Origin of the sequence: Pseudomonas sp. NY15463, from assembly GCF_048068415.1 — a bacterium.
Classification (GTDB): Bacteria; Pseudomonadota; Gammaproteobacteria; order Pseudomonadales; family Pseudomonadaceae; genus Aquipseudomonas; species Aquipseudomonas mosselii_C.
Genome location: NZ_JBLUQD010000002.1, coordinates 623,646 through 645,959, shown reverse-complemented (window position 1 = coordinate 645,959; position 22,314 = coordinate 623,646). Strand labels below are relative to the sequence as shown.

The window sequence follows — 22,314 nt, the reverse complement described above, 5'->3', positions numbered from 1 at the left end:
TCGAAATAAGCGGTGCAAAAGAATCAACGGCCAAGGGTATCGCTAACCGCCCCTTGGGCGCACCAGCCGCAGTTGAAGGCTTGGCCAATGCGCTGCTGGCGCTGCTCGGCGTCGAGCACCCAGGGACGGGCTTGCCAGGGGGGCTGATGGCGCAGGTGCTGGGTGTGCCCGCAGGACAGTGCGACCACCCAATGGCCGTCTTCGTCCTGGCTGAAGCCTGTGATCAGACTGACGGGCGCCCCTTCGTCCATGGTCGGTTCGCAATCGGGCGGTGCCTTGGTTACACTTCCCCGTTCTACATTCTTTTGCAAAAGGTCTTGCCCCCATGCTGATCGCCGCCAACAAGGCTGTCTCCATCGACTATACCCTGACCAACGACGCTGGTGAGGTCATCGACAGCTCCTCCGGCGGTGCGCCGCTGGTCTACCTGCACGGTGCTGCCAACATCATTCCGGGCCTGGAAAAGGCCCTCGAAGGCAAGCAGGCCGGTGATGAGCTGGACGTTGCCATCGAGCCGGAAGAAGCCTACGGCGAATACCTGGCCGAGCTGGTCAGCACCCTGAACCGTAGCCTGTTCGAGGGCGTCGACCAACTGGAAGTCGGCATGCAGTTCCACGCCTCGGCGCCGGATGGCCAGATGCAGATCGTCACTATCCGCGACATCGATGGCGACGACATCACCGTCGACGGCAACCACCCACTGGCCGGTCAGCGCCTGAACTTCAAAGTGAAGGTGGTCAACGTGCGTGATGCCAGCGACGAAGAAGTCGCTCACCGCCACATCCACGGTGAAGGTGGCCACCACCACTGATTTTCTGCGCTACGCTCAGAGAGTCGCCAGGCGCTCGGGCAAGCCGTACTTGCCCTCCTAGGGAGGGTGAACGGTTTGGCCGCGCGCCTTTTTAGTGGGCGTGATTCGCCCCAGCGACCATTGGGAACCTGAGAGGGGATTCATCATGAGTGCATTTCACGACCTGACATTGAAGGCGCTGAACGGCGAGGACCTGCCCCTCGCACCGTTCAAGGGCCAGGTAGTGCTGGTGGTCAATGTCGCCTCCAAGTGTGGCCTGACGCCGCAATACGCCTCGCTGGAAAAACTTCACCAGCAGTTCAAGGGCAAAGGGTTCAATGTGCTGGGCCTGCCGTGCAACCAGTTCGCTGGACAAGAACCCGGCAGTGAAAAGGACATCCAGGAGTTCTGCCGCCTCACCTACGGGGTGAGCTTCCCGCTGGGCGCCAAGCTTGAAGTCAACGGCCCGCACCGGCATTCCCTGTACCGCCTGCTGGCGGGCGAGGGCGCGGAGTTTCCTGGCGACATCAGCTGGAATTTCGAGAAGTTCCTGGTGGGCAAGGATGGGCGCGTACTGGCCCGCTTCGCCCCACGTACCGCGCCGGACGATCCAAGCGTGGTGCAGGCGATCGAGAAAGCCTTGGCCTGATTGGTGTGCCAGTGAGGGCGCGGGCGTGTCCCGCGCTCATCCGCGATACCGGACAATCACCCCAATCAATGATGCTGTGCCCACCTTCCTGCGCCGCCTAAGCTCTGGCGATTCCTCAGCCATGCCGGGAGCGCCGCATGTCCAGCAACCCCCTGTTCCAGCCTTTCACCCTCGGCTCGCTCGAGCTGCCGACCCGCGTGGTAATGGCGCCGATGACCCGCACCTTCTGCCCTGGCGGCGTGCCCCACGACGGCGTGGTCGAGTACTACCGTCGCCGCGCTGAGGCCGGGGTTGGCCTGATCGTCACCGAGGGCACCACGGTCGCGCACCGCGCTGCCAACGGTTACCCGAATGTGCCGCGTTTTCATGGCGACGATGCCTTGGCGGGGTGGAAGCGTGTGGTGGATGCGGTGCATGCAGAAGGTGGGCGCATCGTGCCGCAGCTGTGGCATGTGGGTAGCGTGCGTCGCCTGGGCACCGAGCCGGACGGCGATGTGCCGGCCTACGGCCCGAGCGGCAAGCAGAAGGACGGCAAGGTGCTGGTGCACGAGATGACCCAGGATGACATTGACGAGGTCATTGCCGCCTTCGCCCAGGCGGCCCGCGACGCCCAGGCCATTGGCATGGACGGTGTGGAAATCCATGGCGCCCACGGCTACCTGATCGACCAGTTCTTCTGGGACGCCAGCAACCGTCGTACCGATGGCTACGGTGGCGATCTGGCTGGTCGCTCGCGATTTGCCATCGAGTTGATTCGCGCAGTACGCGCCGCAGTGGGGCCGGACTTCCCGATCATCTTGCGCTTCTCGCAGTGGAAGCAGCAGGACTACACCGCGCGCCTGGTGCACACCCCAGAGGCACTGGGCGCGTTCCTGGCGCCGTTGTCCGAGGCGGGTGTGGATATCTTCCACTGTTCCACACGTCGCTTCTGGGAGCCTGAGTTCGACGGCAGCGACCTCAACCTGGCCGGCTGGACCCGTAAGCTCACCGGCAAGCCGACCATCACCGTGGGCAGCGTGGGGTTGGATGGGGAGTTCCTGCAGTTCATGGTCGACACCGACAAGGTGGCCAAGCCGGCCAGCCTGGAAGGCCTGCTGCGCCGCCTTGAAGACCAGGAGTTCGACCTGGTGGCGGTGGGCCGCGCCTTGCTGGTCGATGCCCAGTGGGCGCAGAAGGTTCGCGATGGGCGGGAGGCCGATGTGCTGCCGTTCAGCCGTCAGGCGCTGGCGAGCCTGGCTTGATCGGCAGCCCGGTAGACGCGATCTGGCCTGTCGAGGCGACTGCGCCGCGACAGGCGCTGTACAGATACCCCTCGAACTGCTCGACGATCGCTGGCCAGCCTTGGCGGCTGGCGTGCTGACGGGCGTTCAGGCGTACCCGGCGCAAGGTTTCGCGCTCTTCGAGCAGCCAGCATGCGGCGTCGATGAACGCGGCTTGGTCGCCCGGCATCGCCAGGGCACCGCTGTGACCATGGCAGATGTGCTGGGCGGCGGCGGCCTCATCGTAGGCAACCACCGCCAGCCCCGAGGCCAAGGCTTCGAGCACCACGTTGCCGAACGTCTCGGTGAGGCTGGGGAACAGGAACAGGTCGGCGCTGGCATAGTGCTCGGCTAGCGCCTCGCCACGCTGCGCGCCGCAGAACAGCGCGTCGGGCAACTGCTGTTGAAGGCGTGCGCTGAGTGGGCCATCGCCGACCAGGATCAGGCGTAGGCGTCGCTGTGGATAACTGCGCTGCAAGGCCTCCAGGCACGGGCGCAGCAGCGCCAGGTTCTTTTCCGCCGCCAGGCGCCCGACGTAGAGTACGCCGATGTCGTCTGCGCCCAGCCCCCATTGCGCGCGCAAGGCGTCGTTGCGCCGGGCCGGGTTGAACAGGTAGGCGTCGACGCCTCGTGCCATCAGCCCAAGCCGCTCGAACCCACGACGTTCCAGCTCCAGGCGCTGGCTGGCGCTGGGAACCAGGGTGATCGCGGTCCGTCGATGGAACCAGCGCAGGTAGTGGGTGAGCATGCGTGCCAGCAGGCCCAGGCCGTACTGCCCGGAGTATTGCGGGAAGTTGGTGTGGAAACCACTGACCACTGCAATTCCCAGGCGTCGCGCGGCGCGCAGGGCACTCAGGCCCAGCGGCCCTTCGGTGGCGATGTACAGCACATCTGGACGCTGCCTGCGCCAGCGGCGCAGCAGTTTGTGCATCGACACTTCACCCCATTGCAGCCCGGGGTAGCCCGGTAGCGGCCAGCCCCGGCACAACAGCAGATCGGCAGGCGCGACCGAGTGTGCGTCGGCGAGTTGGCGCGGGCGGATCAGTTCTACCTGATGGCCACGCAGGCGCAGGCCATCGCAGAGGCGCCCAAGGGTATTGGCCACGCCATTGATCTCGGGTGGGAAGGTTTCGCTGACCAGGGTGATGTGCAGGGGCGGTGTGTTCATGGAAAAAAGTCTCCGCTGCCCCAATTGCGGTCATGTGACGGTTGTGTGACGGCTAGATGACGCCTGGTTTCCGGCGTTTTCAGCCGGCTGAATATTTCCTTGTCGGTTGCTCAAGAACCCCGCCCTGTTGGCCGATGCAGAAGCATTCGAATTTGGGTATGCGCTCTGGGACCGTTGATGTTCAACAGCAAATTGAAGCAAGAAGTTCAGCAACTGCGTGAGGAGCTACTGTCCGTCGAGCAGGTCAAGAACAGCCTCGACAGCGAAATGCTGGTGTTGCAGCTAGACCCACAGGGGCGCATCGAGTCGGTCAATTCCAACTTCGAGGCCGAAATGGGTTACCGCGCCGAGCAATTGATCGGCCGCAACATCGAAGAGATCGTCCCGGCCCATGTGAAAAAGCTCGATTTTTACCAGCGCATGAAGACCGCCATCGCTCGTGGCGAACATCTCAATGGCGCCTTCCGCTTGCTCCGCGGCAATGGTGAAGAGGCCTGGCTGCGTTCGATCCTGCAACCGGTCAAGGACAGCAGCGGGCGCATTCGGCATTTTTCGTTGCACTCCAGCGACCTGACCCGCACCATCGAAGCTTCCCGCGAGCATGAAAGCCTGATCAAGGCGCTGATGCGTTCTACTGCGGTGATCGAGTTCGATCTTGAGGGCCAGGTCCTTACCGCCAACGATCGTTTCCTGCAGAGCATGGGCTACAGCCTGGAGCAGGTGCGTGGCAAGCATCATCGGATGTTCTGCGAGCCGCAAACGTCGGCTTCGGCCGAGTACAAGACATTCTGGGAAAAGCTGCGCCGTGGCGAGTACATTGCCGACCGCTTCAAGCGCATTGACGCCCATGGCCGTACGGTGTGGCTGGAAGCTTCGTACAACCCGATCATCGACGCCCACGATGTACTCTACAAAGTGGTCAAGTTCGCCACTGTCATCACCGATCAGGTCAACCAGGAACAGGCCGTGGCCCAGGCGGCGGATATCGCCTACACCACGTCGATCGAAACCGACGGCTGCGCGCGCAAGGCTACCGATGTGGTGACCCAGACCGTGGAAGTGATGCGCGGCCTGGAGGGGTCGATGCAGCAGGCCGCCGAGGGTATCCAGGCGCTGGATACGCAGTCGAAGGTGATTGGCGCGATCATCAAGACCATCAGCGACATCGCCGGCCAGACCAACCTGCTGGCGCTCAACGCCGCCATCGAGGCCGCGCGCGCCGGCGAGCAAGGCCGTGGCTTTGCCGTGGTGGCCGACGAGGTACGCCAACTGGCCTCACGCACCAGCAGCGCCACTGAGGAAATCGCCAAGGTGGTGCAACAAAACGAGCAGCTCGCCCAGGCAGCGGTGGACATCATCGACACCAGCAAGCGCCAGGCCGAGCAAGGCCTGGCCTTGGCCGCCGATACCGGCGGGGTGATCGTGGAGATCCAGGAAGGGGCGAAGAAGGTCGTGGATGCGGTGGGGCAGTTTTCCAGCCAGTTGTCTGCCTGAGTGTTCCGGCAGGTGCGAGCGGCCCTTTACTTGGGCCACTCCCACCGCCTGTGGCGCTCAGCCTGATCAGTTGCGCTCACGCACCCAGAACAACGTCGCCCCGGCCACTGCCGCGGGCATCATCAGCACGTTGACCAGCGGTATCATCAGCGCCAGGTAGGTGATCCCGCCAAAGCCCATCGATTGCCAGCGCTTGCTGCGCAGCCAGGCGAGCATGTCCTGCCAGCTCATCTTGTTGTTGTCGGCCGGGTAGTCGATGTACTGGATGGCCATCATCCAGATACCGAACACCAGCCACAGCGGCGCGGCGATCACGTTGACCACCGGAATAAACGACAAGATGAACAGGCCGATGGCGCGGGGCAGGAAGTAGCCGAGTTTGCGCATCTCGCGGCTGAACGTGCGCGGCACCATGGCTACCAGCTCACTCCAGCTGAACGGCGGGAAGGTGTCCTGGCCGCGTACCACGACCTCGACCTTTTCCGCCAGGAAGCCGTTGAACGGCGCGGCGATCACGTTTGCCAGCAGGGTGAAGCTGAAGAACACCATCAGCAGCACCAGGGCGACGAACAGCGGCCAGAGGATGTAGCTCAGGAAGCTCAGCCAGTCGGGCAAGGTGGGCATCAGGTGGTCGACCCACATGCTAAATTGATGGCCGGCGAACCAGATCAGACCGCCGAACAGCAGCAGGTTGACCGCCAGGGGCAGCAGCACGAACAGGCGCAGACCTGGGCTGAGCACCAGTTTCAGGCCTTCGCGCAGGTACTGTGGGCCGGAAAGGACGGGGGTTTGCATCGGCATGCTCCGCAGAAGGAAAACGCGCTGACCATACCGAGTTTGCCGTTTCGACGAAAGGTGAACAGGGTTGGGGAAACGGGGTGTAACAAAGCGTTTAGGATTTTGCTATCGGCGTGTTCTGCACATAGAGACTGTCTATAAGGTGGATTGTCGAAGGATATTTCCTTAATCTCTGCGGCCTCGCTACAGTGCGCTCACTTTCTCGTTTCAGGGCCGACGCGTTGTAGCCTTCCCCAAGTGCTGCGTAGGCCCTTTTTAATTCCAGCTGGCGCAACCGCCACCTTGACGGTGCGGCCCGCTCGACAGGAGTTCGTCATGTCCGAAGTACGTCATTCGCGTGTCATCATTCTCGGTTCCGGCCCTGCCGGCTACAGCGCTGCGGTGTATGCTGCGCGCGCCAACCTCAAGCCGCTGCTAATCACCGGCATGCAGGCAGGCGGCCAGTTGACCACCACCACCGAAGTCGACAACTGGCCGGGCGATCCCCACGGCCTGACCGGCCCGGCCCTGATGCAGCGCATGCAGGAACACGCCGAGCGTTTCGAGACCGAGATCGTCTTCGACCACATCAACGCTGTCGATCTGGCCAACAAGCCGTTCACCCTGCGCGGTGACAGCGGCACCTACACCTGTGATGCCCTGATCGTCGCCACCGGTGCCAGCGCCCGTTACCTGGGCCTGCCGTCGGAAGAAACCTTCATGGGCAAGGGCGTTTCGGCCTGCGCGACCTGCGACGGTTTCTTCTACCGCAACAAGCCAGTGGCCGTGGTCGGTGGTGGCAACACCGCCGTTGAAGAGGCGCTGTACCTGGCCAATATCGCCAGCAAGGTGACCCTGGTGCACCGCCGCGATACGTTCCGCGCCGAGAAGATCCTGATCGACAAGCTGCACGCCCGCGTGGCTGAAGGCAAGATCGAGCTGAAGCTCAACGCCACCCTGGACGAAGTGCTGGGTGACAACATGGGCGTGACCGGTGCGCGCCTGAAGAACAACGACGGCAGCAGCGACGAAATCAAGGTCGACGGCGTGTTCATCGCCATTGGCCACACCCCGAACACCTCGCTGTTCGAAGGCCAGTTGACCCTCAAGGACGGCTACCTGGTGGTCAATGGCGGCCGTGAAGGCAACGCCACCGCCACCAACGTCGAAGGCGTGTTCGCCGCAGGCGACGTGGCCGACCACGTGTATCGCCAGGCGATCACCTCGGCCGGTGCTGGCTGCATGGCCGCACTGGACGTCGAGCGTTACCTGGACGGCCTGGCCAACGCCTCGTTCTGACCGAGCCATCGTGGGCCCGCCGCCCAATTCGCGCGGGCCTCACGATAAAACCGGCCATCTGGCCGGTTTTTTTGTGTCTGAGCAATACCTCAGAGACTCAGGCGCATCGACAGGTCCACAGCCTTGACGTCTTTGGTCATGGCACCGATGGAAATGTAGTCCACGCCGGTTTCTGCGATTACCCGCAGGGTGGTCTCATTGACGCCGCCACTGGCTTCGAGCTTGGCCTTGCCGGCGGTGATGCGCACCGCTTCGCGCATTTCATCCAGGCTCAGCTCGTCTAGCATGACGATATCGGCCCCGGCGGCCAGCGCCTCGTGCAGCTCATCCAGGCTTTCCACTTCGATCTCCACCGGCTTGCCCGGAGCGATGCGGTGCGCTGCCGCTACGGCCTGGGCCACACCGCCACTGGCTGCAATGTGGTTTTCCTTGATCAGGAAGGCATCGTAAAGGCCGATGCGGTGGTTGTGACAGCCGCCGCAGGTGACTGCGTACTTCTGCGCCAGGCGCAGCCCCGGCAAGGTCTTGCGGGTGTCCAGCAGGCGCACCTGGGTGCCTTCGACCAAGTCGGCCAGGAACCTTGCACGGGTGGCTACGCCCGAGAGCAGTTGCAGGAAGTTCAGCGCCGAACGCTCGCCGCTGAGCAGCGAGCGCGCCGGGCCTTCGAGGTGGAACAACACTTGGTTGGCCGATGCCCGTTCGCCATCGGCCACCTGCCAGTGCACCGCCACCCTTGGGTCGAGCTGGCGGAATACCGCATCGACCCACGCAGTACCGGCGATCACGCAGTCCTCGCGGGTGATGATGGTTGCCTTGGCCAGGCGCTCGGCCGGAATCAGCTGGGCGGTAATGTCGCCGCCACCGATATCCTCTAGCAACGCGCGGCGCACGTTAGCTTCGATTTCGGCGGTCAAGTCGGCGAGGCGTAGGTTCGGCATGGTCGGCTCCACAAGCTAGATGGCGGCGATTATAGGGCAGGGGGGCGAGCTGTACAGCCATGGCGCAGATGACCTTTGGTCAGGCCAGGTGAGCAATCCGACAAATGCACTGTCTTTAGCCGCGTGAGAAACGCGAGCTAGCGGGAGTAAGATTTTTCGCTGATAATGGCGTCTAGTATTTGGCGTCATAGCTTTGACGATCTTTAAGCCCGTTGAACAGTGCAACATCCAGCAAGGAGTCCCGGATGCGTAAAGAAGGCAAGGTGGTGCCCCTGGCGGGGGCCATCGAACGAGGCGCGCCAGCGCTCTCGCCCTGCCTTCCCGTGTTGTTGCTGCAAGTGCGTGACAAGGCCGCACTGCAACTGCGCCAGGGCTTGCAAGCGCTGTTCGACAATGCTGACGACACCCTCTTCGAGATGGCCGACAAGGCCACGGGGCGTCGTGATCAAAACCTCTATTTCGAAGCCATGCGCGACCTGCGCCTTAAGCGCAAGAGCATCGAACGGGGTTTTCTCGATACCTTCTACGAAGCGTTCGCACGCATCGGCCAGGTCGATGCCTTCGAGTTGCCCGGCATGGTGCCGTTGGCTGCGGGCAATGGCCCGTTGGCGCGCGTGGTGGCGGTGCAAGGCATGGTCGACCGCGTGCTCTCGCGTGATAGCTTGGTGCTTGAACAGTTGACCGTGCGTCTGGCTGCGCTGCTCGAACAGGATCTGGACGTGCCCCGTAATCCGCTCGGGCCCGCTAATCTGTGCCGGTACTTCCTCGCTGCCGGGCGCAACCTGGGTGTGGGCATCAACGTCAAGCTGGTGTTGCTCAAGCTGTTCGAGCGCTATGTGCTGCGTGATCTGGACCTGCTTTACGCAGACGCCAACCAGTTGTTGGCCAGCGCCCAGGTGCTGCCCGAGCTGTTGCCCGCGCCACGGCGCCGCGCCGATGACCGGCGCCACGCCTCAACGCACGCCACCGCCAGCGTGGATCTGGCCGACAACGGCGGGACCGACAGCGCAGGCGAAGCCTTCATCGCCTCGCTGGGTGAACTGTTGGCCCCGGCCCGTGGCCAACTTGCCCCACGCCTGGGCGCAGGCACGGCGCACGCCATCAGCACCGGCGACTTGCTGCGTCTGCTCACCCACCTGCAACATTACGTGCCTTCGCCTGGCGAGCCCGACGACTTCAACCTTGCCCAGCAGCTTGAGCAACTGCTGCTACGCGTCAGTGTGCGCAGTGGTACACGCCGCCGCATCGCCCCTGGCGACGAGGACATGATCAACCTGGTCGGTTTGCTGTTCGACTACATCCAGGCCGACGACAACCTGCCCGCCAGCCTGCGTGCGCTGATCGTACGTCTGCATATCCCTCTGCTGAAGGTGGCGCTGATCGACAAGGCGCTGTTCAGCCGTGCCAGCCATCCGGCGCGCCGCCTGGTCAATGAGATCGCGGCCGTGGCGATCGGTTGGGAGGCCGATGGCGAAGGCCTGCGCGACAGCTTGCACCTGCGCGTCGAGCGTGTGGTACAGCGCCTGCTCAACGATTTCTCCGATGATTGCGGCCTGTTCAACGAGCTACTTGACGAATTTCTGGCCTTCAGCCAGGACGAGCGTCGGCGCAACGAACTGCTTGAGCAGCGCACTCGCGACGCCGAGGAGGGCCGTGCGCGCACGCTCCAGGCGCGCCTGCGGGTGCAGGAAGTGCTCAACCAGCGCCTGCGAGGTCGGGTCCTGCCGTTGGTAGTGGTGCAGATGCTCGAACATGCCTGGAGCCAAGTGCTATTGCTGGCCTGGCTCAAGCAGGGCGAGGACTCGCCGGCGTGGACCGAGGCCCTGGCGACGGTCGATGCACTGCTCGCCAGTATCGCCCCGCACGCGCATCCTGGGCAGTTGCTGGAGCGCTTGCCAGGGCTGCTCAAGGCGCTGCGTGAAGGCCTGGCCGGGGTGGCGCTGGACTCGGCCGCCACCCGCGATTTCTTCCAGCAGCTCGAACGTCTACACCTGCGTGCCTGTGGCGCAACCCAGGTCGATGACAGCGCGTTGCCCGATGTCTGGGTGCAGTCGGATATCGTGCTGGCCATCGCCGATGAGTCGGCCTGCGCACCTAATCTTGTGGCCGATCAGCAAGAGCCGGCCTTGCGTCAGGTCGAGCGCCTGCGCTTGGGGACCTGGGTCGAAGTGATGGACGATGAAGAGCCGCTGCGCTGCAAGCTGGTGGCACGGATCGACAGCAGCGATCGCTACGTGTTCGCCAACCGCACGGGGATGAAAGTACGCGAATGGAATCGCGCCGGGCTGGCCATGGCCCTGCGCCGCGGCGAAGTACGCCCGCTCGACGATGGGTTGTTGTTCGAGCGCGCACTTGAGGGCGTGCTGGATCAGTTACGCGGCCAACAGGCCCGTTGAGCCCGCCCTCGAACCTTGTGCGACACACAGGCATACTGATGGCCTGTCCCAGGCATTCTTCAGGATCTGCTTCATGCAATTGGACCGTGCCACTGGCTGGTTCAGCGGCGTCACCCGCTGCCCTTCGCCGAACTTCAATACCCGCCCCGAAGGTGAGGCCATCTCGCTGCTGGTGATTCACAACATCAGCTTGCCCCCGGCTTGTTTCGGCACCGGCAAGGTGCAGCAGTTCTTCCAGAACCGCCTGGACCCGTCCGAACATCCATACTTCGAGGGCATCAGCCAGCTGACCGTTTCGGCGCACCTGTTCGTCGAGCGCGACGGCGCGGTCACCCAGTTCGTTTCGCTGCTCGATCGTGCCTGGCATGCGGGCGTGTCGCGCTTCGAGGGGCGCGAGGGCTGCAATGATTTCTCGATTGGGATCGAGCTGGAAGGCACCGATGAGTTGCCCTACACCGATGCCCAGTACGCGACCCTGGCGCACCTGACCGGGCAGATTCGACAGGCCTGGCCGGCTATCGACCTGGCACGTATCCAAGGACACAGCGACATCGCCCCTGGCCGCAAGACCGATCCGGGTCCGGCCTTCGACTGGCCGCGCTACCGCGCTGCGGTGCAAAGCAATGAGGACTACGCATGAGTTTTCTGGTGTTGGTACTGGTGCTGTGGATCGAAAAGTTCTCGGCGCTGCGCCAGCGCGTTCAGCGCGACGGTTTTTTCCTGGGCGAGCTGACGCGCCTGGAGCGCACTGGCAAGACGCAACCCGCGTGGGCATTGGCGCTGCTGGTACTCGCTCCGGTGGCACTGTTGGTATTGCTGCTGCATGTGCTGGAGCCGGTCGCCTACGGCCTGCTGGCGCTGCCGCTGCACCTGCTGGTGCTGCTTTACAGCCTCGGTCGGGGCGATGTGAAAGCCGCACTTGGGCCGTTTCGCGATGCCTGGCGCCGTGGCGATGACCAGGCTGCGCTGCATGTTGCCGAGCGTGACCTGGGGCTGGCCGCCGATGACTCTGAGGGCTTGATCAAACGGGTTCAGGGGCACTTGCTGTGGCAGGCCTACCAAAGCTTTTTCGCCGTGATCTTCTGGTACTTCCTGCTGGGGCCGGGTGCAGCGCTGGCCTACCGGCTACTTGCCTTGAGCGCTGACAACAGCCGCCAGCCGGGGCTGCAAGGGCTGGCCGGGCAACTGCGTCACGCCCTTGACTGGCTGCCGGTGCGGGTGGTGGCATTGAGCTTCGCGTTGGTCGGTAATTTCGTGGCTGTCACCCGCGTGATGCTGCATGCGCTGCTCGATTGGCAGGCCAGCGCCGCGCAGCTGGTCGCCCAAGTGGGCCGGGTGGCCGACGATATCCCGGAGCAGGAGAGCCGTCAGCAGGGCCTGGAGCACCTGGACAGCTTGTGGGAGCTGCTGCTGCGGTGTGCGGTGCTGTGGTACGCGTGCTTTGCGCTATGGACGGTACTGGTCTGATCGACGCTCTGCGCCACAGGCGGATGCTTTAACCTTAAGTTACAAACCTTGAATTCAATCTGCGTTATACAAAGGCCCACGGCATAGATGGCCTTGTGCTACGCCGCAGAACAACAAGAATTCAAGGAGGTGACCTGTGAAGCGTCTGCTCTATCCGGCCATCGCACTGATGAATCGGCTGAGCTTTGGCATGAAGTTCAGCCTGATCAGTGTCCTGTTCTTCCTGCCCATGGCGATCACCAGCTTCTATCTGGTGCGCGACGCCTACAACCAGTTCCACGCGACCCGAGCCGAGTTGCAGGGCTTGGCTCCGCTGGCTGAAAGCCTGGTGCTGCGCGGCGATCTGGAGAGCCTCGGTAACCTGTTGCAGATCAACGCCGTGCTTGGCCAGTCGGGCCAGGCCGGTGACGTGGAAGCGCGCATCAGCGCGCTGCAGGACAAGGTCCAGGCCCGGTTGGAGGCGCTTGAGGGCGGCGATCCGGCGATCGAGGCCAAGCGCGCGGAACTGGCCCAGGCCTTCGCCAGCGCGCGCGGCGAAACCTCACTGCAGAACAAGGCGGCGCTGTTCGACAAGCTGCTGACCCAGGCCCAGCTGTTGAGCAAGCTGATTGCCAGCCAGTCGGGCTTGAATCAGGACAGTCAGGCCTCGGTTCGTCAGTTAGGTGAGGTGCTTGGCACCGCCACCGCACAAGTGACCCAGACGCTCGGCGAGGGCCGGGCGATGGGCGCGGTGGCGCTGGGCCGTGGTTTCATGGATTCGGCCGGCAGCGCGCGCTTCGAAGATCTGCTGCAACGCCTGGAGCGGCTGGCGGCCGATTATGCGATCCGCCTCGACGACGCGCTGTCCCTCGATCCAGGCGCCAACAGCGCACTGGCAAGCAGCGCCCAGGCCAGCCGGGCAAGCGTGCGCCAGGCCGCGACCTTGTTCGAAGACCAAGTGGTGGTGGCTGAAACCTTGGATGCGCCGTGGACCGGCTTCTACCAGCAGACCAGCGAGCTGATGGCCCAGACCTATCGGCTCAACGACGCCGTACTGGGCTATGTGCAAGGCCAGTTGGAGGTTCGCCTGGAGCAGCACCGCCTGCGTATGTTTGCCCTGGTGGCGGCATTGGGCATGGTGTTCGCGCTGATAATCTATCTGTACAGCGGTTTCTATGTCTCCACCCGCAAGACCTTGCGCAACCTGGGCAGCGCCATGGACAAGGTGGCTGCCGGCGACATGACGGTGAGCTTTCAGGCCCAGAGCCAGGATGAACTGGGCGAGCTGGGCCGTGGTTTCAGCGAAACCGTGCGGCGTATTCGCGGGCTGATCGAGCAGGTTGGGCAGACCGTGACCACGGTCGAGGAGCAGGCCGGGCAGGTGTTGTCGGTCTCGGCCCGCAGCAACCAGGCGGTCAGTGGTCAGCGCGAGCAGATCGAGCAGGTCGCCACGGCGATGAACCAGATGAGCGCCACCGCCCTGGAGGTGGCCCGCAGCGCTGCGTTGGCCGCAGAAGGTGCCGAGCGGGTCAACCATGAGAGCGCCTCGGGGCGCGACTTGGTCGAAAGCCAGCAGGGCAGCATCGCCCGACTGGCGGGCGAGATCGACCAGAGTGTGGTGGCGGTCAACCAGTTGGCCGACGATAGCTTGGCCATCGGCAGGGTACTGGAGGTGATCCGCAGTATCGCCGAGCAGACCAACCTGCTGGCGCTCAATGCCGCCATCGAGGCGGCGCGGGCGGGCGAACAGGGCAGGGGCTTCGCGGTGGTCGCCGACGAGGTTCGGACCCTGGCCAAGCGCACCCAGGACTCGACCGCCGAAATTGCGCAAATGATCCAGCGTCTGCAAGAGGGCGTGGCGGCGGCGGTACGGGTGATGGGCAGCAGCCACCAGATGGCCGCAGGAACGGTGGAGGAGGCGCATCAGGTACAACAGGCGCTGGGCAATATCCTCGGGGCGGTAGGCGGCATCGTCGAGCAGAACCAGCAGATTGCCGCCGCTGTTGAGCAACAGACGGCGGTGGCGCATGACATCGACCAGAACATCGTGGCGATCAACCGCGCGGCGCAGGACACCACTGACGGCGCCTGCCAGACCGAAGATGCCAGCCGCGCGCTGTCGGCGCAGGTGCTGGAACTCAAACGCATGATTGGAGCATTCAGGGTTTAGTGCCGCGACTTGTGCAGGCGTGCCGGAATACTGGAGCACCGTGAAGCAAACGACGCGGTGGATGGCGACGGCTACATCGGTGTTCGCGGCTAAAGCCGCTAGCCCAGGTCACTGGCTCGATATAGCCGCGCTACCAACCAAACAGCTCATCGGCATTGCGACTACTGACCTCGGCCAGCTGCTCGACATCGATCCCGATCACCTGTGCCAACGCCTCGGCGATGGCCGGCAGGTGCTCGGGGCTGTTGCGCACACCGGGAAACATCGCAGGCGGCATGTCTGGCGAATCGGTCTCCAGCACCACGCTTTCGAGCGGCAGGCGGGTGATTGTCTTGCGCAGGCGCAGCGCTTGGGGCCAGGTGGCGGCGCCACCGAGCCCGAGTTTGAAGCCCAGCTTGATGTACTCGCGCGCCTCTTCGTAACTGCCGGCGAAGGCATGGATGATGCCTGCGCGCACAGGTTTGTAGCGTTTGAGCGTGGCGATCACCTGGGCGTGGCTGCGGCGCACATGCAGCAGCGCAGGGAGGGCGAAATCACAGGCTATCTGTAGCTGCGCCTCGAACAGCGACTGCTGGCGAGTCGGGTCGAGTGCCGGCAGGTAGTAATCCAGGCCAAACTCGCCCACCGCGCACAAGCGCGGGTCGCCGTGCAGGCGCCCGAGCCACTGGCGCAGGGTGTCCAGGTGTTCGGGGCGGTGCTGCTCCAGGTAGACCGGGTGCAGGCCCAACGCTGCACGCACGCAGGTCTCGCTGCAGGCCAGGTCCCAGACCCGCTGGAAATTGTCCTGATGCACGCCCAGCACAACCATGCGCTCGACACCGCGCGTTGCGGCATTGGCCAAAAGCTTCGAGCGGTCGGCGTCGAAGTCGGCAAAGTCCAGGTGGGTGTGGGTGTCGATCAGGCGCATGCTCAGACGGTCGGGATTCGCTGCTTGAAGGTACGGGCGATGGCGTGCACGCCGGGCGCGTAGCGTTTGTCTTCGATAGCGGCCACTGCCAGTTCCAGCGCGGTGGCCGCGATCAGGCCGTGCTGTTGCGCCATCGCGTTGACCGGCAGCGGCAGGAAGTCCAGCAATTGATTGTCGCCAAAGGTGCCCAGTTGCAAGTGCCGTGAGCCTGCCGGACGCACTTGCAGGGCATCGAACACCCCTTGCAGCAGCACGTAGGAGGTCGTCACCAGCGCGTCAGGCAGGCCGCCGTGCTCATCGATCAGCTGCTGCATCAGGCGCTGGCCGCATGCGCGGCTGAACGCCTCGCCTTGGTAACGACGCACTTGGCCGGCATAGCTTTGCAGCGCCTGCTCGAACCCCTCGGCGCGGGCTTGGCTTACCGACAGTTCGGGGCGTGCGCCGAGCAGGGCGATGCTCTGTGGGCGGTTGGCCAGCAGGCTGCCCGCCAGCTGGCGGCTGGCATCGCGGTCGTCGCTGATAACCGAGCAGAAGTGTGCCGGGTCCAGGCTCCGGTCGATGGCGATTACCGGCACGCCTTTGTCCTGAAGGGCGCGGTAGCTGTCGTCTTGCGGCGGCAAGCAACTGGCCACGAACAGTGCGTCGCAGCGGCGGGCGCGGAACAACTGCTGCAACTGATGTTCGCTGTCGGGCTGGTCATCGCTACTGGCGATCAGCAACTGATAGCCGCGCGCGCGCGCGCCCTGTTCGAGCTGCTTGGCGATGCGTGCGTAACTGGGGTTTTCCAGGTCCGGCAGAATGAACCCCAGGGTGCGTGTGTGCCGACTGCGCAGGCCGGCGGCCTGTGGGTTGGGCGTGAAGCCGTGGGCCTCGACCACTGCGCGCACGCGCTCGACCGTACCGTTGCTGATGCGCTGCTGTTCCGCCTTGCCGTTGATGACGTAGCTGGCCGTGGTCACTGACACTCCGGCCAGACGGGCGATATCGCTGAGTTTCACCGAATTTTCCTTGTTATTTCCGGGGCTGGCTGCTTGCCTGACGGGATAGTTTCACTCATAGGCAGGCTTGCGCGCAGGCGACCATTGTCGCAATTGTCCGACAGGATGGGGCTTTTTCGCCGGCAGATTATCGAGTAACGTGGCCGCTTAGTCAGATTAAACGTTTCAGCCAGGCGAATTTTCCTGCCCCGAAAGCATACTTCGCCCAGGTGTCGAAGGCTTGTCTACCTTCGTCATCGAATTTCACAACAATACCTCGGCCGCCAGCACGGCGCCGCAAAGGAGAAGGTCATGCTCGAGCTTGCCGTGGAGCAGATTGCCATGGGCCAGAAGGCCGCCGATAAAAACCAGGCGCTGCACTTGCTGGCTTCGCACCTGGTAGCCGACGGTCTGGTTGCCGAGGGCTATCTCGATGGCCTGCGCGCCCGTGAGGCGCAAGGTTCGACGTTCCTCGGCCAGGGTATCGCCATTCCCCACGGCACCCCGCAGACCCGCGAGCTGGTGTTCAGCACCGGCGTGCGCCTGATGCAGTTTCCCGAAGGGGTGGACTGGGGCGACGGACAGATCGTCTACCTGGCCATTGCCATCGCCGCGCGCTCCGACGAGCACCTGCGCCTGTTGCAATTGCTCACCCGCGCCTTGGGCGAAACCGACCTGGCCGAGGCCCTGCGCCGCGCCAGCTCCGCCGAGGCGCTGCTCAAGTTGTTGCAGGGGGCGCCGCAGGCGCTGGCACTGGATGCGCAACTGGTGGGCTTGAACCTGCCCGCCGAAGATTTCGACGAATTGGCCTGGCGCGGTGCGCGCTTGCTGCAACGTGCCGGGTGCGTTGATGCGGGTTTCGCCGCCGTGCTGCAACAGGCCGAACCACTGCCGCTGGGCGAAGGCTTGTGGTGGCTGCACAGCGAGCGCCAGGTGCGCCAGCCAGGCCTGGCCTTCATCACCCCGCAGCAGCCTTTGCGCTATCGCGACCAGCCGCTCAATGGCCTGTTCTGCCTGGCCAGCCTTGGCGCTGCGCACCAGGCGCTGCTTGAGCGCCTGTGCGAAGTGCTGATCGAAGGGCGCGGCCAGATGCTCTATCAGGCCACCAGCAGCCGCGCCGTGCTCGAAGTGCTGGGCGGCGAAGTCCCTGCCGACTGGCCCAGCACGCAGGTGATGTTGGCCAACCCGCATGGTTTGCATGCGCGCCCGGCTAAGGAACTGGCGCAGTTGGCCAAGGGCTTCGATGGTGAGATTCGCCTGCGCGTGCTCGAGAGTGCCGAACCTGCGGTGTCGGCCAAGAGCCTGAGTCAATTGCTGAGCCTGGGCGCCCGGCGTGGTCAGACCCTCGAACTGATCGCCGAGCCTGCGATTGCAGCCGACGCGTTGCCTGCGTTGCGGGCGGCCATCGAACAAGGCTTGGGTGAAGACGTGGAACCGTTGCCGCACGCCGCACCTGTGGAGGCTCAAGCCCCAGCGCCGGTGCTGGCGGCGCCTGCCGCTGGTAGCAGCCTGCAAGGGGTGGCGGCTGCGCCGGGCATCGCCAGCGGCCCGGCGCATGTGTGTGTGGAGCGCGAGATCGACTATCCGCTGCGGGGTGAGTCGCCTGCCCTGGAGCGCCAGAAGCTGCGTGCGGCCCTTGAGGCGGTACACGCTGACCTCGACGCCCTGATCAAGCGCAGCGACAAAGCCATCGGCGAGATTTTCCTCACCCACCAGGAAATGCTCGGCGACCCGGCATTGACTGACGACGTGGAGTCGCGCCTGGCTCAAGGGGAGAGCGCCGCCGCCGCCTGGATGGCAGTGGTTGACGCTGCCGCGCGCCGCCAGGAGGCCCTGCAGGACACCCTGCTGGCCGAGCGCGCAGCCGACCTGCGCGACATTGGCCGGCGCGTGCTGGCGCAACTGTGTGGCGTGCAGCAAAGCGCCGAACCCGAGCAACCCTACGTACTGGTGATGGCCGAAGTCGGGCCGTCCGATGTCGCGCGCCTGGATCCCGCGCGCGTCGCTGGCATCGTCACCGCCCACGGCGGCGCCACCGCGCACAGCGCCATTGTCGCCCGCGCCCTTGGCATTCCAGCGGTGGTCGGTGCTGGCGAGTCGATCCTGCTGCTGGCCAGTGGCACGCCGCTGCTGCTCGATGGCCAGCGTGGCCGGGTGACCATCGCGCCGCCTGCCGACGAGCTGCAAGGCGCGCTGGCCGAGCGTGATGCCCGTGAGCAGCGCTTGCAGGCCGCCTGGGCCAAGCGTCATGAACCGGCGCAGACGCGTGACGGCCATGCTGTGGAGGTGTTCGCCAACATCGGTGACAGCAGTAGCCTCGACAAGGTGGTGGAGCAGGGCGCCGAGGGCGTTGGCCTGCTGCGTACCGAGCTGATTTTCATGGCGCATTCCCAGGCGCCGGATGTCGCCACCCAGGAGGCTGAATACCGCCGCGTGCTCGATGGCCTGGCCGGTCGCCCTCTGGTGGTACGGACCCTCGATGTGGGCGGTGACAAGCCGCTGCCGTACTGGCCGATCGCGGCGGAAGAAAACCCGTTCCTCGGTGTGCGTGGCGTACGCCTGACCTTGCAGCGTCCGCAGATCATGGAAGACCAGTTGCGCGCCTTGCTGCGCGCCGCCGATGACCGGCCGCTGCGGATCATGTTCCCGATGGTCGGGCAGGTCCATGAGTGGCGGGCGGCCAAGGCCATGGTTGAGCGCCTGCGTATCGAGATCCCAGTGCGCGACCTGCAAGTCGGGATCATGGTCGAGGTGCCGTCGGCCGCGTTGTTGGCCGGGCAGCTCGCGCGCGAGGTGGATTTCTTCAGCATCGGCACCAACGACCTGACTCAGTACACCCTGGCCATCGACCGTGGCCATCCGAGCCTGTCGGCCCAGGCTGATGGCCTGCACCCGGCCGTGCTGCAACTGATCGACATGACCGTGCGCGCCGCGCATGCCCAGGGCAAGTGGGTCGGCGTGTGCGGCGAGCTTGCCGCTGACCCACAGGCCGTGGCACTGCTGCTGGGGCTGGAGGTGGACGAACTGAGCGTGTCGGCCCGCAGCATCCCTGAAGTCAAGGCCCTGGTGCGCCAGGCTGACCTTTCGACGGCCCGCGCCCTGGCGCGCGAGGCCCTGCAACAAGACAGCGCCGAAGCGGTTCGGGCGTTGGTGGAGCGTTACTGAAATGGCCAAGATCCTCACCCTTACTCTCAACCCGGCGCTGGACCTGACCGTCAGCCTCGACCAACTGCGCCCAGGCGCGGTCAATCGTAGCCAGGACCAGCACACTCATGCGGCTGGCAAGGGGCTGAACGTTGCCCAGGTATTGGCTGACCTTGGCCATCGCGTCAGCGTCGGCGGCTTTCTCGGTCAGGACAACCTGCAACCGTTCGAGCACCTGATCCAGTGGCGCGGTTTTGCGGATGCGTTCGTGCGTGTGCCGGGCGAGACGCGCAGCAACATCAAGCTGGTCGAGGCCGATGGCCGGGTCACCGATATCAATGGCCTGGGGCCACAGGTGGATGAGGCGGCGCGCAGCGCGCTGCTGCATCGCCTGGAACAGTTTGCGCCGGGGCATGACGCGGTGGTGGTGGCTGGCAGCTTGCCGCGTGGCGTCAGCCCGCAGTGGCTGCGCGAATTGCTCGAACGCCTCAAGGCGCTTGGCCTGAAGGTGGCCTTGGACAGCAGCGGCGAAGCCCTGCGTGCGGGTTTGCAGGCCGCGCCCTGGCTGGTCAAGCCCAACACCGAAGAACTTGGAGAGGTGCTCGGGGTGGCGGTCGAATCCGTGGCAGAGCAACGTGCAGCTGCCGAGCGCCTGCTGGCCAGCGGGGTCGAACATGTGGTGGTGTCCCAAGGCGAGCAGGGCGTGCGTTGGTTCGCTAAAGGCGTGGCGCTGCATGCGCAGCCACCGCAGGTACGCATCGCCAGCACCGTCGGTGCGGGTGACTCGCTGGTAGCGGGCATGCTGCATGGCCTGCTGCTGAGCGAAGCGCCCACGGCGACGCTACGCCGCGCCACTGCCATCGCGGCCCAGGCGGTCACGCAAGTGGGCTTCGGCATACGCGACCACGCGCAACTGGCGCAACTGGAAGCTGGCGTGCAACTAACAGAACAACAACAAGAGGGCCGCTGATGAACATTGCCATTGTCACCGCCTGCCCCAACGGCCAGGTTTCCAGCGTGCTCAGCGCGCGTTTGCTGGCGGCGGCTGCACAGCGCCGGGGCTGGAGCACCAGTGTCGAGGTGCAGGACACCGAGCATCCCGAGCGCCGCCTGAGTGCAGCGCAGATCGCCGAGGCCGACTGGGTGCTGGTGGTCAGCACAGGTCCAGTCGATCTGGCCCGTTTCGCGGGTAAACGCCTGTACCAGAGCTCGCCCGCCCAAGCCTTGGCCGACCGCGAGGGTTTTCTCGACGAAGCCGCCGCCAATGCCCAGGTACTGGCCGAGACAGCACCGCTTGCCGTGCCGGGGGCTGCGGCCAAGATTGTCGCGGTCACAGCCTGCCCTACGGGCGTCGCCCACACGTTCATGGCCGCCGAAGCGTTGCAGCAAGCCGCGACGGCCCTGGGCTACCAGCTCACGGTAGAGACTCAGGGCTCGGTGGGGGCACGTAATCCATTGTCGGCCGAGGCCATTGCTGAGGCCGACGTGGTGCTATTGGCCGCCGATATCGAAGTGCCTACCGCGCGCTTTGCGGGTAAGCGTATCTACCGCTGCGGTACTGGCATCGCCCTCAAGCAGGCCCGTGCCACGCTGGACAAGGCCCTGTTCGAAGGCAAGCTGGAAAGTGCCGCCGAGGCCACCGGCGCTGCGCCCAAGGCCGAAAAGAGCGGGGTCTACAAGCACCTGTTGACCGGTGTGTCGTTCATGCTGCCGATGGTGGTGGCCGGTGGACTGCTGATTGCCCTGTCGTTCGTGTTTGGCATCGAAGCCTACAAAGAGGCTGGCAGTTTGCCGGCTGCGCTGATGCAGATCGGTGGCGAGGCGGCCTTCAAACTGATGGTACCGCTGCTGGCCGGCTACATCGCCTGGTCGATCGCCGATCGCCCAGGCCTCGCTCCAGGGATGATCGGCGGTTTGCTTGCCAGTACCTTGGGTGCGGGTTTCATTGGTGGCATCGTCGCGGGCTTTCTGGCCGGCTACAGCGCCAAGGCCATTGCCCGCTGGGTGCGCCTGCCCAGCAGTCTTGATGCGCTCAAGCCGATCCTGATCATCCCACTGGTGGCCAGCCTGTTCACGGGGGTGGTGATGATCTACGTGGTCGGCCAGCCGGTGGCGGCGATGCTGGTGGGGCTGACCCATTTCCTCGACAGCATGGGCACCACCAACGCCATTCTGCTTGGGCTGTTGCTCGGCGGGATGATGTGCGTCGATCTGGGCGGACCGATCAACAAGGCGGCGTATGCGTTCTCGGTAGGGCTGTTGGCGTCGTCGAGCTATGCGCCAATGGCCGCCACGATGGCCGCCGGCATGGTGCCGCCGATTGGCTTGGGCATCGCCACCTTGATCGCCCGGCGCAAGTTCGCACAGAGCGAGCGCGAGGCCGGCAAGGCGGCGTTGGCGCTGGGCTTGTGCTTCATCTCCGAAGGCGCGATTCCATTTGCTGCCAAGGACCCGCTACGGGTGATTCCGGCGAGTATCGCCGGTGGCGCCCTGACCGGGGCGCTATCGATGTATTTCGGCTGCAAACTCATGGCCCCGCATGGCGGACTGTTCGTGCTGCTGATCCCCAACGCGATCAACCATGCGTTGCTGTACTTGCTGGCGATCCTCGCCGGTAGCCTGGTGACGGCGGTGGTGTACGCGGTCATCAAGAAGGGCGAGCAGTTTGAGTTGGCAGTGACGCCGGTGAAGGGCTGACCCGCCAAGCAGCAAACCCTGTAGGAGATTACCCAGCCCTTTGGGCTGCGTTGTCGCGTAGAAAACTGATTTCGCAAGCGCGCCGCGTACCCTGTGGGAGCGGGTTTACCCGCGAACACCGGCGAAGCCGGTGCCATACACCGAGTCGCCTGTTTCGCGGGTAAACCCGCTCCCACAGGTCCCCGCTAAATCAACAAGTTATG

General features: G+C 64.6%; 18 protein-coding genes and 1 pseudogene. 13 read left to right on the top strand and 6 right to left on the bottom strand.

What is annotated here, in order from left to right; translation table 11 throughout:
- Positions 1-23 precede the first annotated feature (23 nt).
- Complete coding sequence (locus ACNFIC_RS07105; protein ID WP_346763672.1) at positions 24-311, bottom strand: DUF3565 domain-containing protein; 288 nt, start codon at positions 309-311, stop codon at positions 24-26.
- A gap of 14 nt (positions 312-325) precedes the next feature.
- Here ACNFIC_RS07105 and ACNFIC_RS07100 point away from each other — a divergent pair, with 14 nt between their 5' ends.
- The 3 genes from ACNFIC_RS07100 (at position 326) to ACNFIC_RS07090 (ending at position 2,680) form a co-directional block, all read left to right on the top strand.
- Positions 326-811, top strand: coding sequence for an FKBP-type peptidyl-prolyl cis-trans isomerase (locus tag ACNFIC_RS07100; protein ID WP_138218967.1), 486 nt, complete (start codon positions 326-328; stop codon positions 809-811).
- A gap of 145 nt (positions 812-956) precedes the next feature.
- Complete coding sequence (locus ACNFIC_RS07095; protein WP_138218966.1) at positions 957-1,439, top strand: glutathione peroxidase; 483 nt, start codon at positions 957-959, stop codon at positions 1,437-1,439.
- A 137-nt stretch (positions 1,440-1,576) separates the two neighbouring features.
- Positions 1,577-2,680, top strand: a complete 1,104-nt coding sequence (locus ACNFIC_RS07090; RefSeq protein WP_416780517.1) for an NADH:flavin oxidoreductase — start codon at positions 1,577-1,579, stop codon at positions 2,678-2,680.
- Here the strand turns inward: ACNFIC_RS07090 and ACNFIC_RS07085 are convergent.
- Positions 2,649-3,866, bottom strand: a complete 1,218-nt coding sequence (locus ACNFIC_RS07085; RefSeq protein WP_416780515.1) for a glycosyltransferase family 4 protein — start codon at positions 3,864-3,866, stop codon at positions 2,649-2,651. The genes ACNFIC_RS07090 and ACNFIC_RS07085 overlap by 32 nt on opposite strands.
- Positions 3,867-4,043: 177 nt before the next feature.
- Here ACNFIC_RS07085 and ACNFIC_RS07080 point away from each other — a divergent pair, with 177 nt between their 5' ends.
- The gene (locus tag ACNFIC_RS07080) at positions 4,044-5,360 is read left to right on the top strand and encodes a methyl-accepting chemotaxis protein (protein ID WP_416780513.1); all 1,317 of its coding nucleotides are present in this window, start codon (positions 4,044-4,046) and stop codon (positions 5,358-5,360) included.
- 66 nt (positions 5,361-5,426) lie between these two features.
- On the opposite strand, the gene cysZ is transcribed toward ACNFIC_RS07080, so the two are convergent.
- Positions 5,427-6,155, bottom strand: a complete 729-nt coding sequence (gene cysZ / locus ACNFIC_RS07075) for a sulfate transporter CysZ (RefSeq protein WP_138218962.1) — start codon at positions 6,153-6,155, stop codon at positions 5,427-5,429.
- Between the two features lie 318 nt (positions 6,156-6,473).
- Here cysZ and trxB point away from each other — a divergent pair, with 318 nt between their 5' ends.
- Complete coding sequence (gene trxB / locus ACNFIC_RS07070; RefSeq protein WP_138218961.1) at positions 6,474-7,436, top strand: thioredoxin-disulfide reductase; 963 nt, start codon at positions 6,474-6,476, stop codon at positions 7,434-7,436.
- 89 nt (positions 7,437-7,525) lie between these two features.
- On the opposite strand, the gene nadC is transcribed toward trxB, so the two are convergent.
- On the bottom strand, positions 7,526-8,374 hold the full coding sequence (gene nadC / locus ACNFIC_RS07065) for a carboxylating nicotinate-nucleotide diphosphorylase (protein WP_138218960.1): 849 nt from the start codon (positions 8,372-8,374) through the stop codon (positions 7,526-7,528).
- A gap of 245 nt (positions 8,375-8,619) precedes the next feature.
- Here nadC and ACNFIC_RS07060 point away from each other — a divergent pair, with 245 nt between their 5' ends.
- The 5 genes and pseudogenes from ACNFIC_RS07060 (at position 8,620) to ACNFIC_RS07040 (ending at position 14,386) form a co-directional block, all read left to right on the top strand.
- Complete coding sequence (locus ACNFIC_RS07060; protein ID WP_138218959.1) at positions 8,620-10,770, top strand: DUF1631 domain-containing protein; 2,151 nt, start codon at positions 8,620-8,622, stop codon at positions 10,768-10,770.
- Positions 10,771-10,843: 73 nt separating this feature from the next.
- Positions 10,844-11,410: a 1,6-anhydro-N-acetylmuramyl-L-alanine amidase AmpD gene (gene ampD, locus ACNFIC_RS07055; protein ID WP_138218958.1), complete on the top strand. Its 567-nt coding sequence runs from the start codon at positions 10,844-10,846 to the stop codon at positions 11,408-11,410.
- Positions 11,407-12,237 carry a regulatory signaling modulator protein AmpE gene (gene ampE / locus ACNFIC_RS07050; protein ID WP_138218957.1) on the top strand — a complete coding sequence of 277 codons (831 nt, stop codon included), beginning with the start codon at positions 11,407-11,409 and terminating at the stop codon, positions 12,235-12,237. Before ampD ends, ampE begins: the two co-directional genes overlap by 4 nt.
- A gap of 169 nt (positions 12,238-12,406) precedes the next feature.
- Positions 12,407-13,528: pseudogene (locus ACNFIC_RS07045) on the top strand (HAMP domain-containing protein); the annotation flags it as partial.
- 144 nt (positions 13,529-13,672) lie between these two features.
- The gene (locus tag ACNFIC_RS07040; RefSeq protein ID WP_416780639.1) at positions 13,673-14,386 is read left to right on the top strand and encodes a methyl-accepting chemotaxis protein; all 714 of its coding nucleotides are present in this window, start codon (positions 13,673-13,675) and stop codon (positions 14,384-14,386) included.
- A 130-nt stretch (positions 14,387-14,516) separates the two neighbouring features.
- On the opposite strand, the gene ACNFIC_RS07035 is transcribed toward ACNFIC_RS07040, so the two are convergent.
- Positions 14,517-15,293 carry a TatD family hydrolase gene (locus tag ACNFIC_RS07035; protein WP_138218955.1) on the bottom strand — a complete coding sequence of 259 codons (777 nt, stop codon included), beginning with the start codon at positions 15,291-15,293 and terminating at the stop codon, positions 14,517-14,519.
- 2 nt (positions 15,294-15,295) lie between these two features.
- A complete protein-coding gene (gene cra / locus ACNFIC_RS07030) occupies positions 15,296-16,291 on the bottom strand; it encodes a catabolite repressor/activator (RefSeq protein ID WP_416780509.1) in 996 nt (331 codons plus the stop codon).
- A gap of 291 nt (positions 16,292-16,582) precedes the next feature.
- Here cra and ptsP point away from each other — a divergent pair, with 291 nt between their 5' ends.
- Genes ptsP through ACNFIC_RS07015 form a run of 3 tightly spaced genes read left to right on the top strand, consistent with a single transcriptional unit; the run spans position 16,583 to position 22,111 of the window.
- Positions 16,583-19,435 carry a phosphoenolpyruvate--protein phosphotransferase gene (gene ptsP, locus ACNFIC_RS07025; protein ID WP_416780508.1) on the top strand — a complete coding sequence of 951 codons (2,853 nt, stop codon included), beginning with the start codon at positions 16,583-16,585 and terminating at the stop codon, positions 19,433-19,435.
- Between the two features lies 1 nt (position 19,436).
- Complete coding sequence (gene pfkB / locus ACNFIC_RS07020) at positions 19,437-20,384, top strand: 1-phosphofructokinase (protein WP_138218952.1); 948 nt, start codon at positions 19,437-19,439, stop codon at positions 20,382-20,384.
- Positions 20,384-22,111 carry a PTS fructose-like transporter subunit IIB gene (locus ACNFIC_RS07015; protein WP_416780505.1) on the top strand — a complete coding sequence of 576 codons (1,728 nt, stop codon included), beginning with the start codon at positions 20,384-20,386 and terminating at the stop codon, positions 22,109-22,111. Before pfkB ends, ACNFIC_RS07015 begins: the two co-directional genes overlap by 1 nt.
- Positions 22,112-22,314 lie beyond the last annotated feature (203 nt).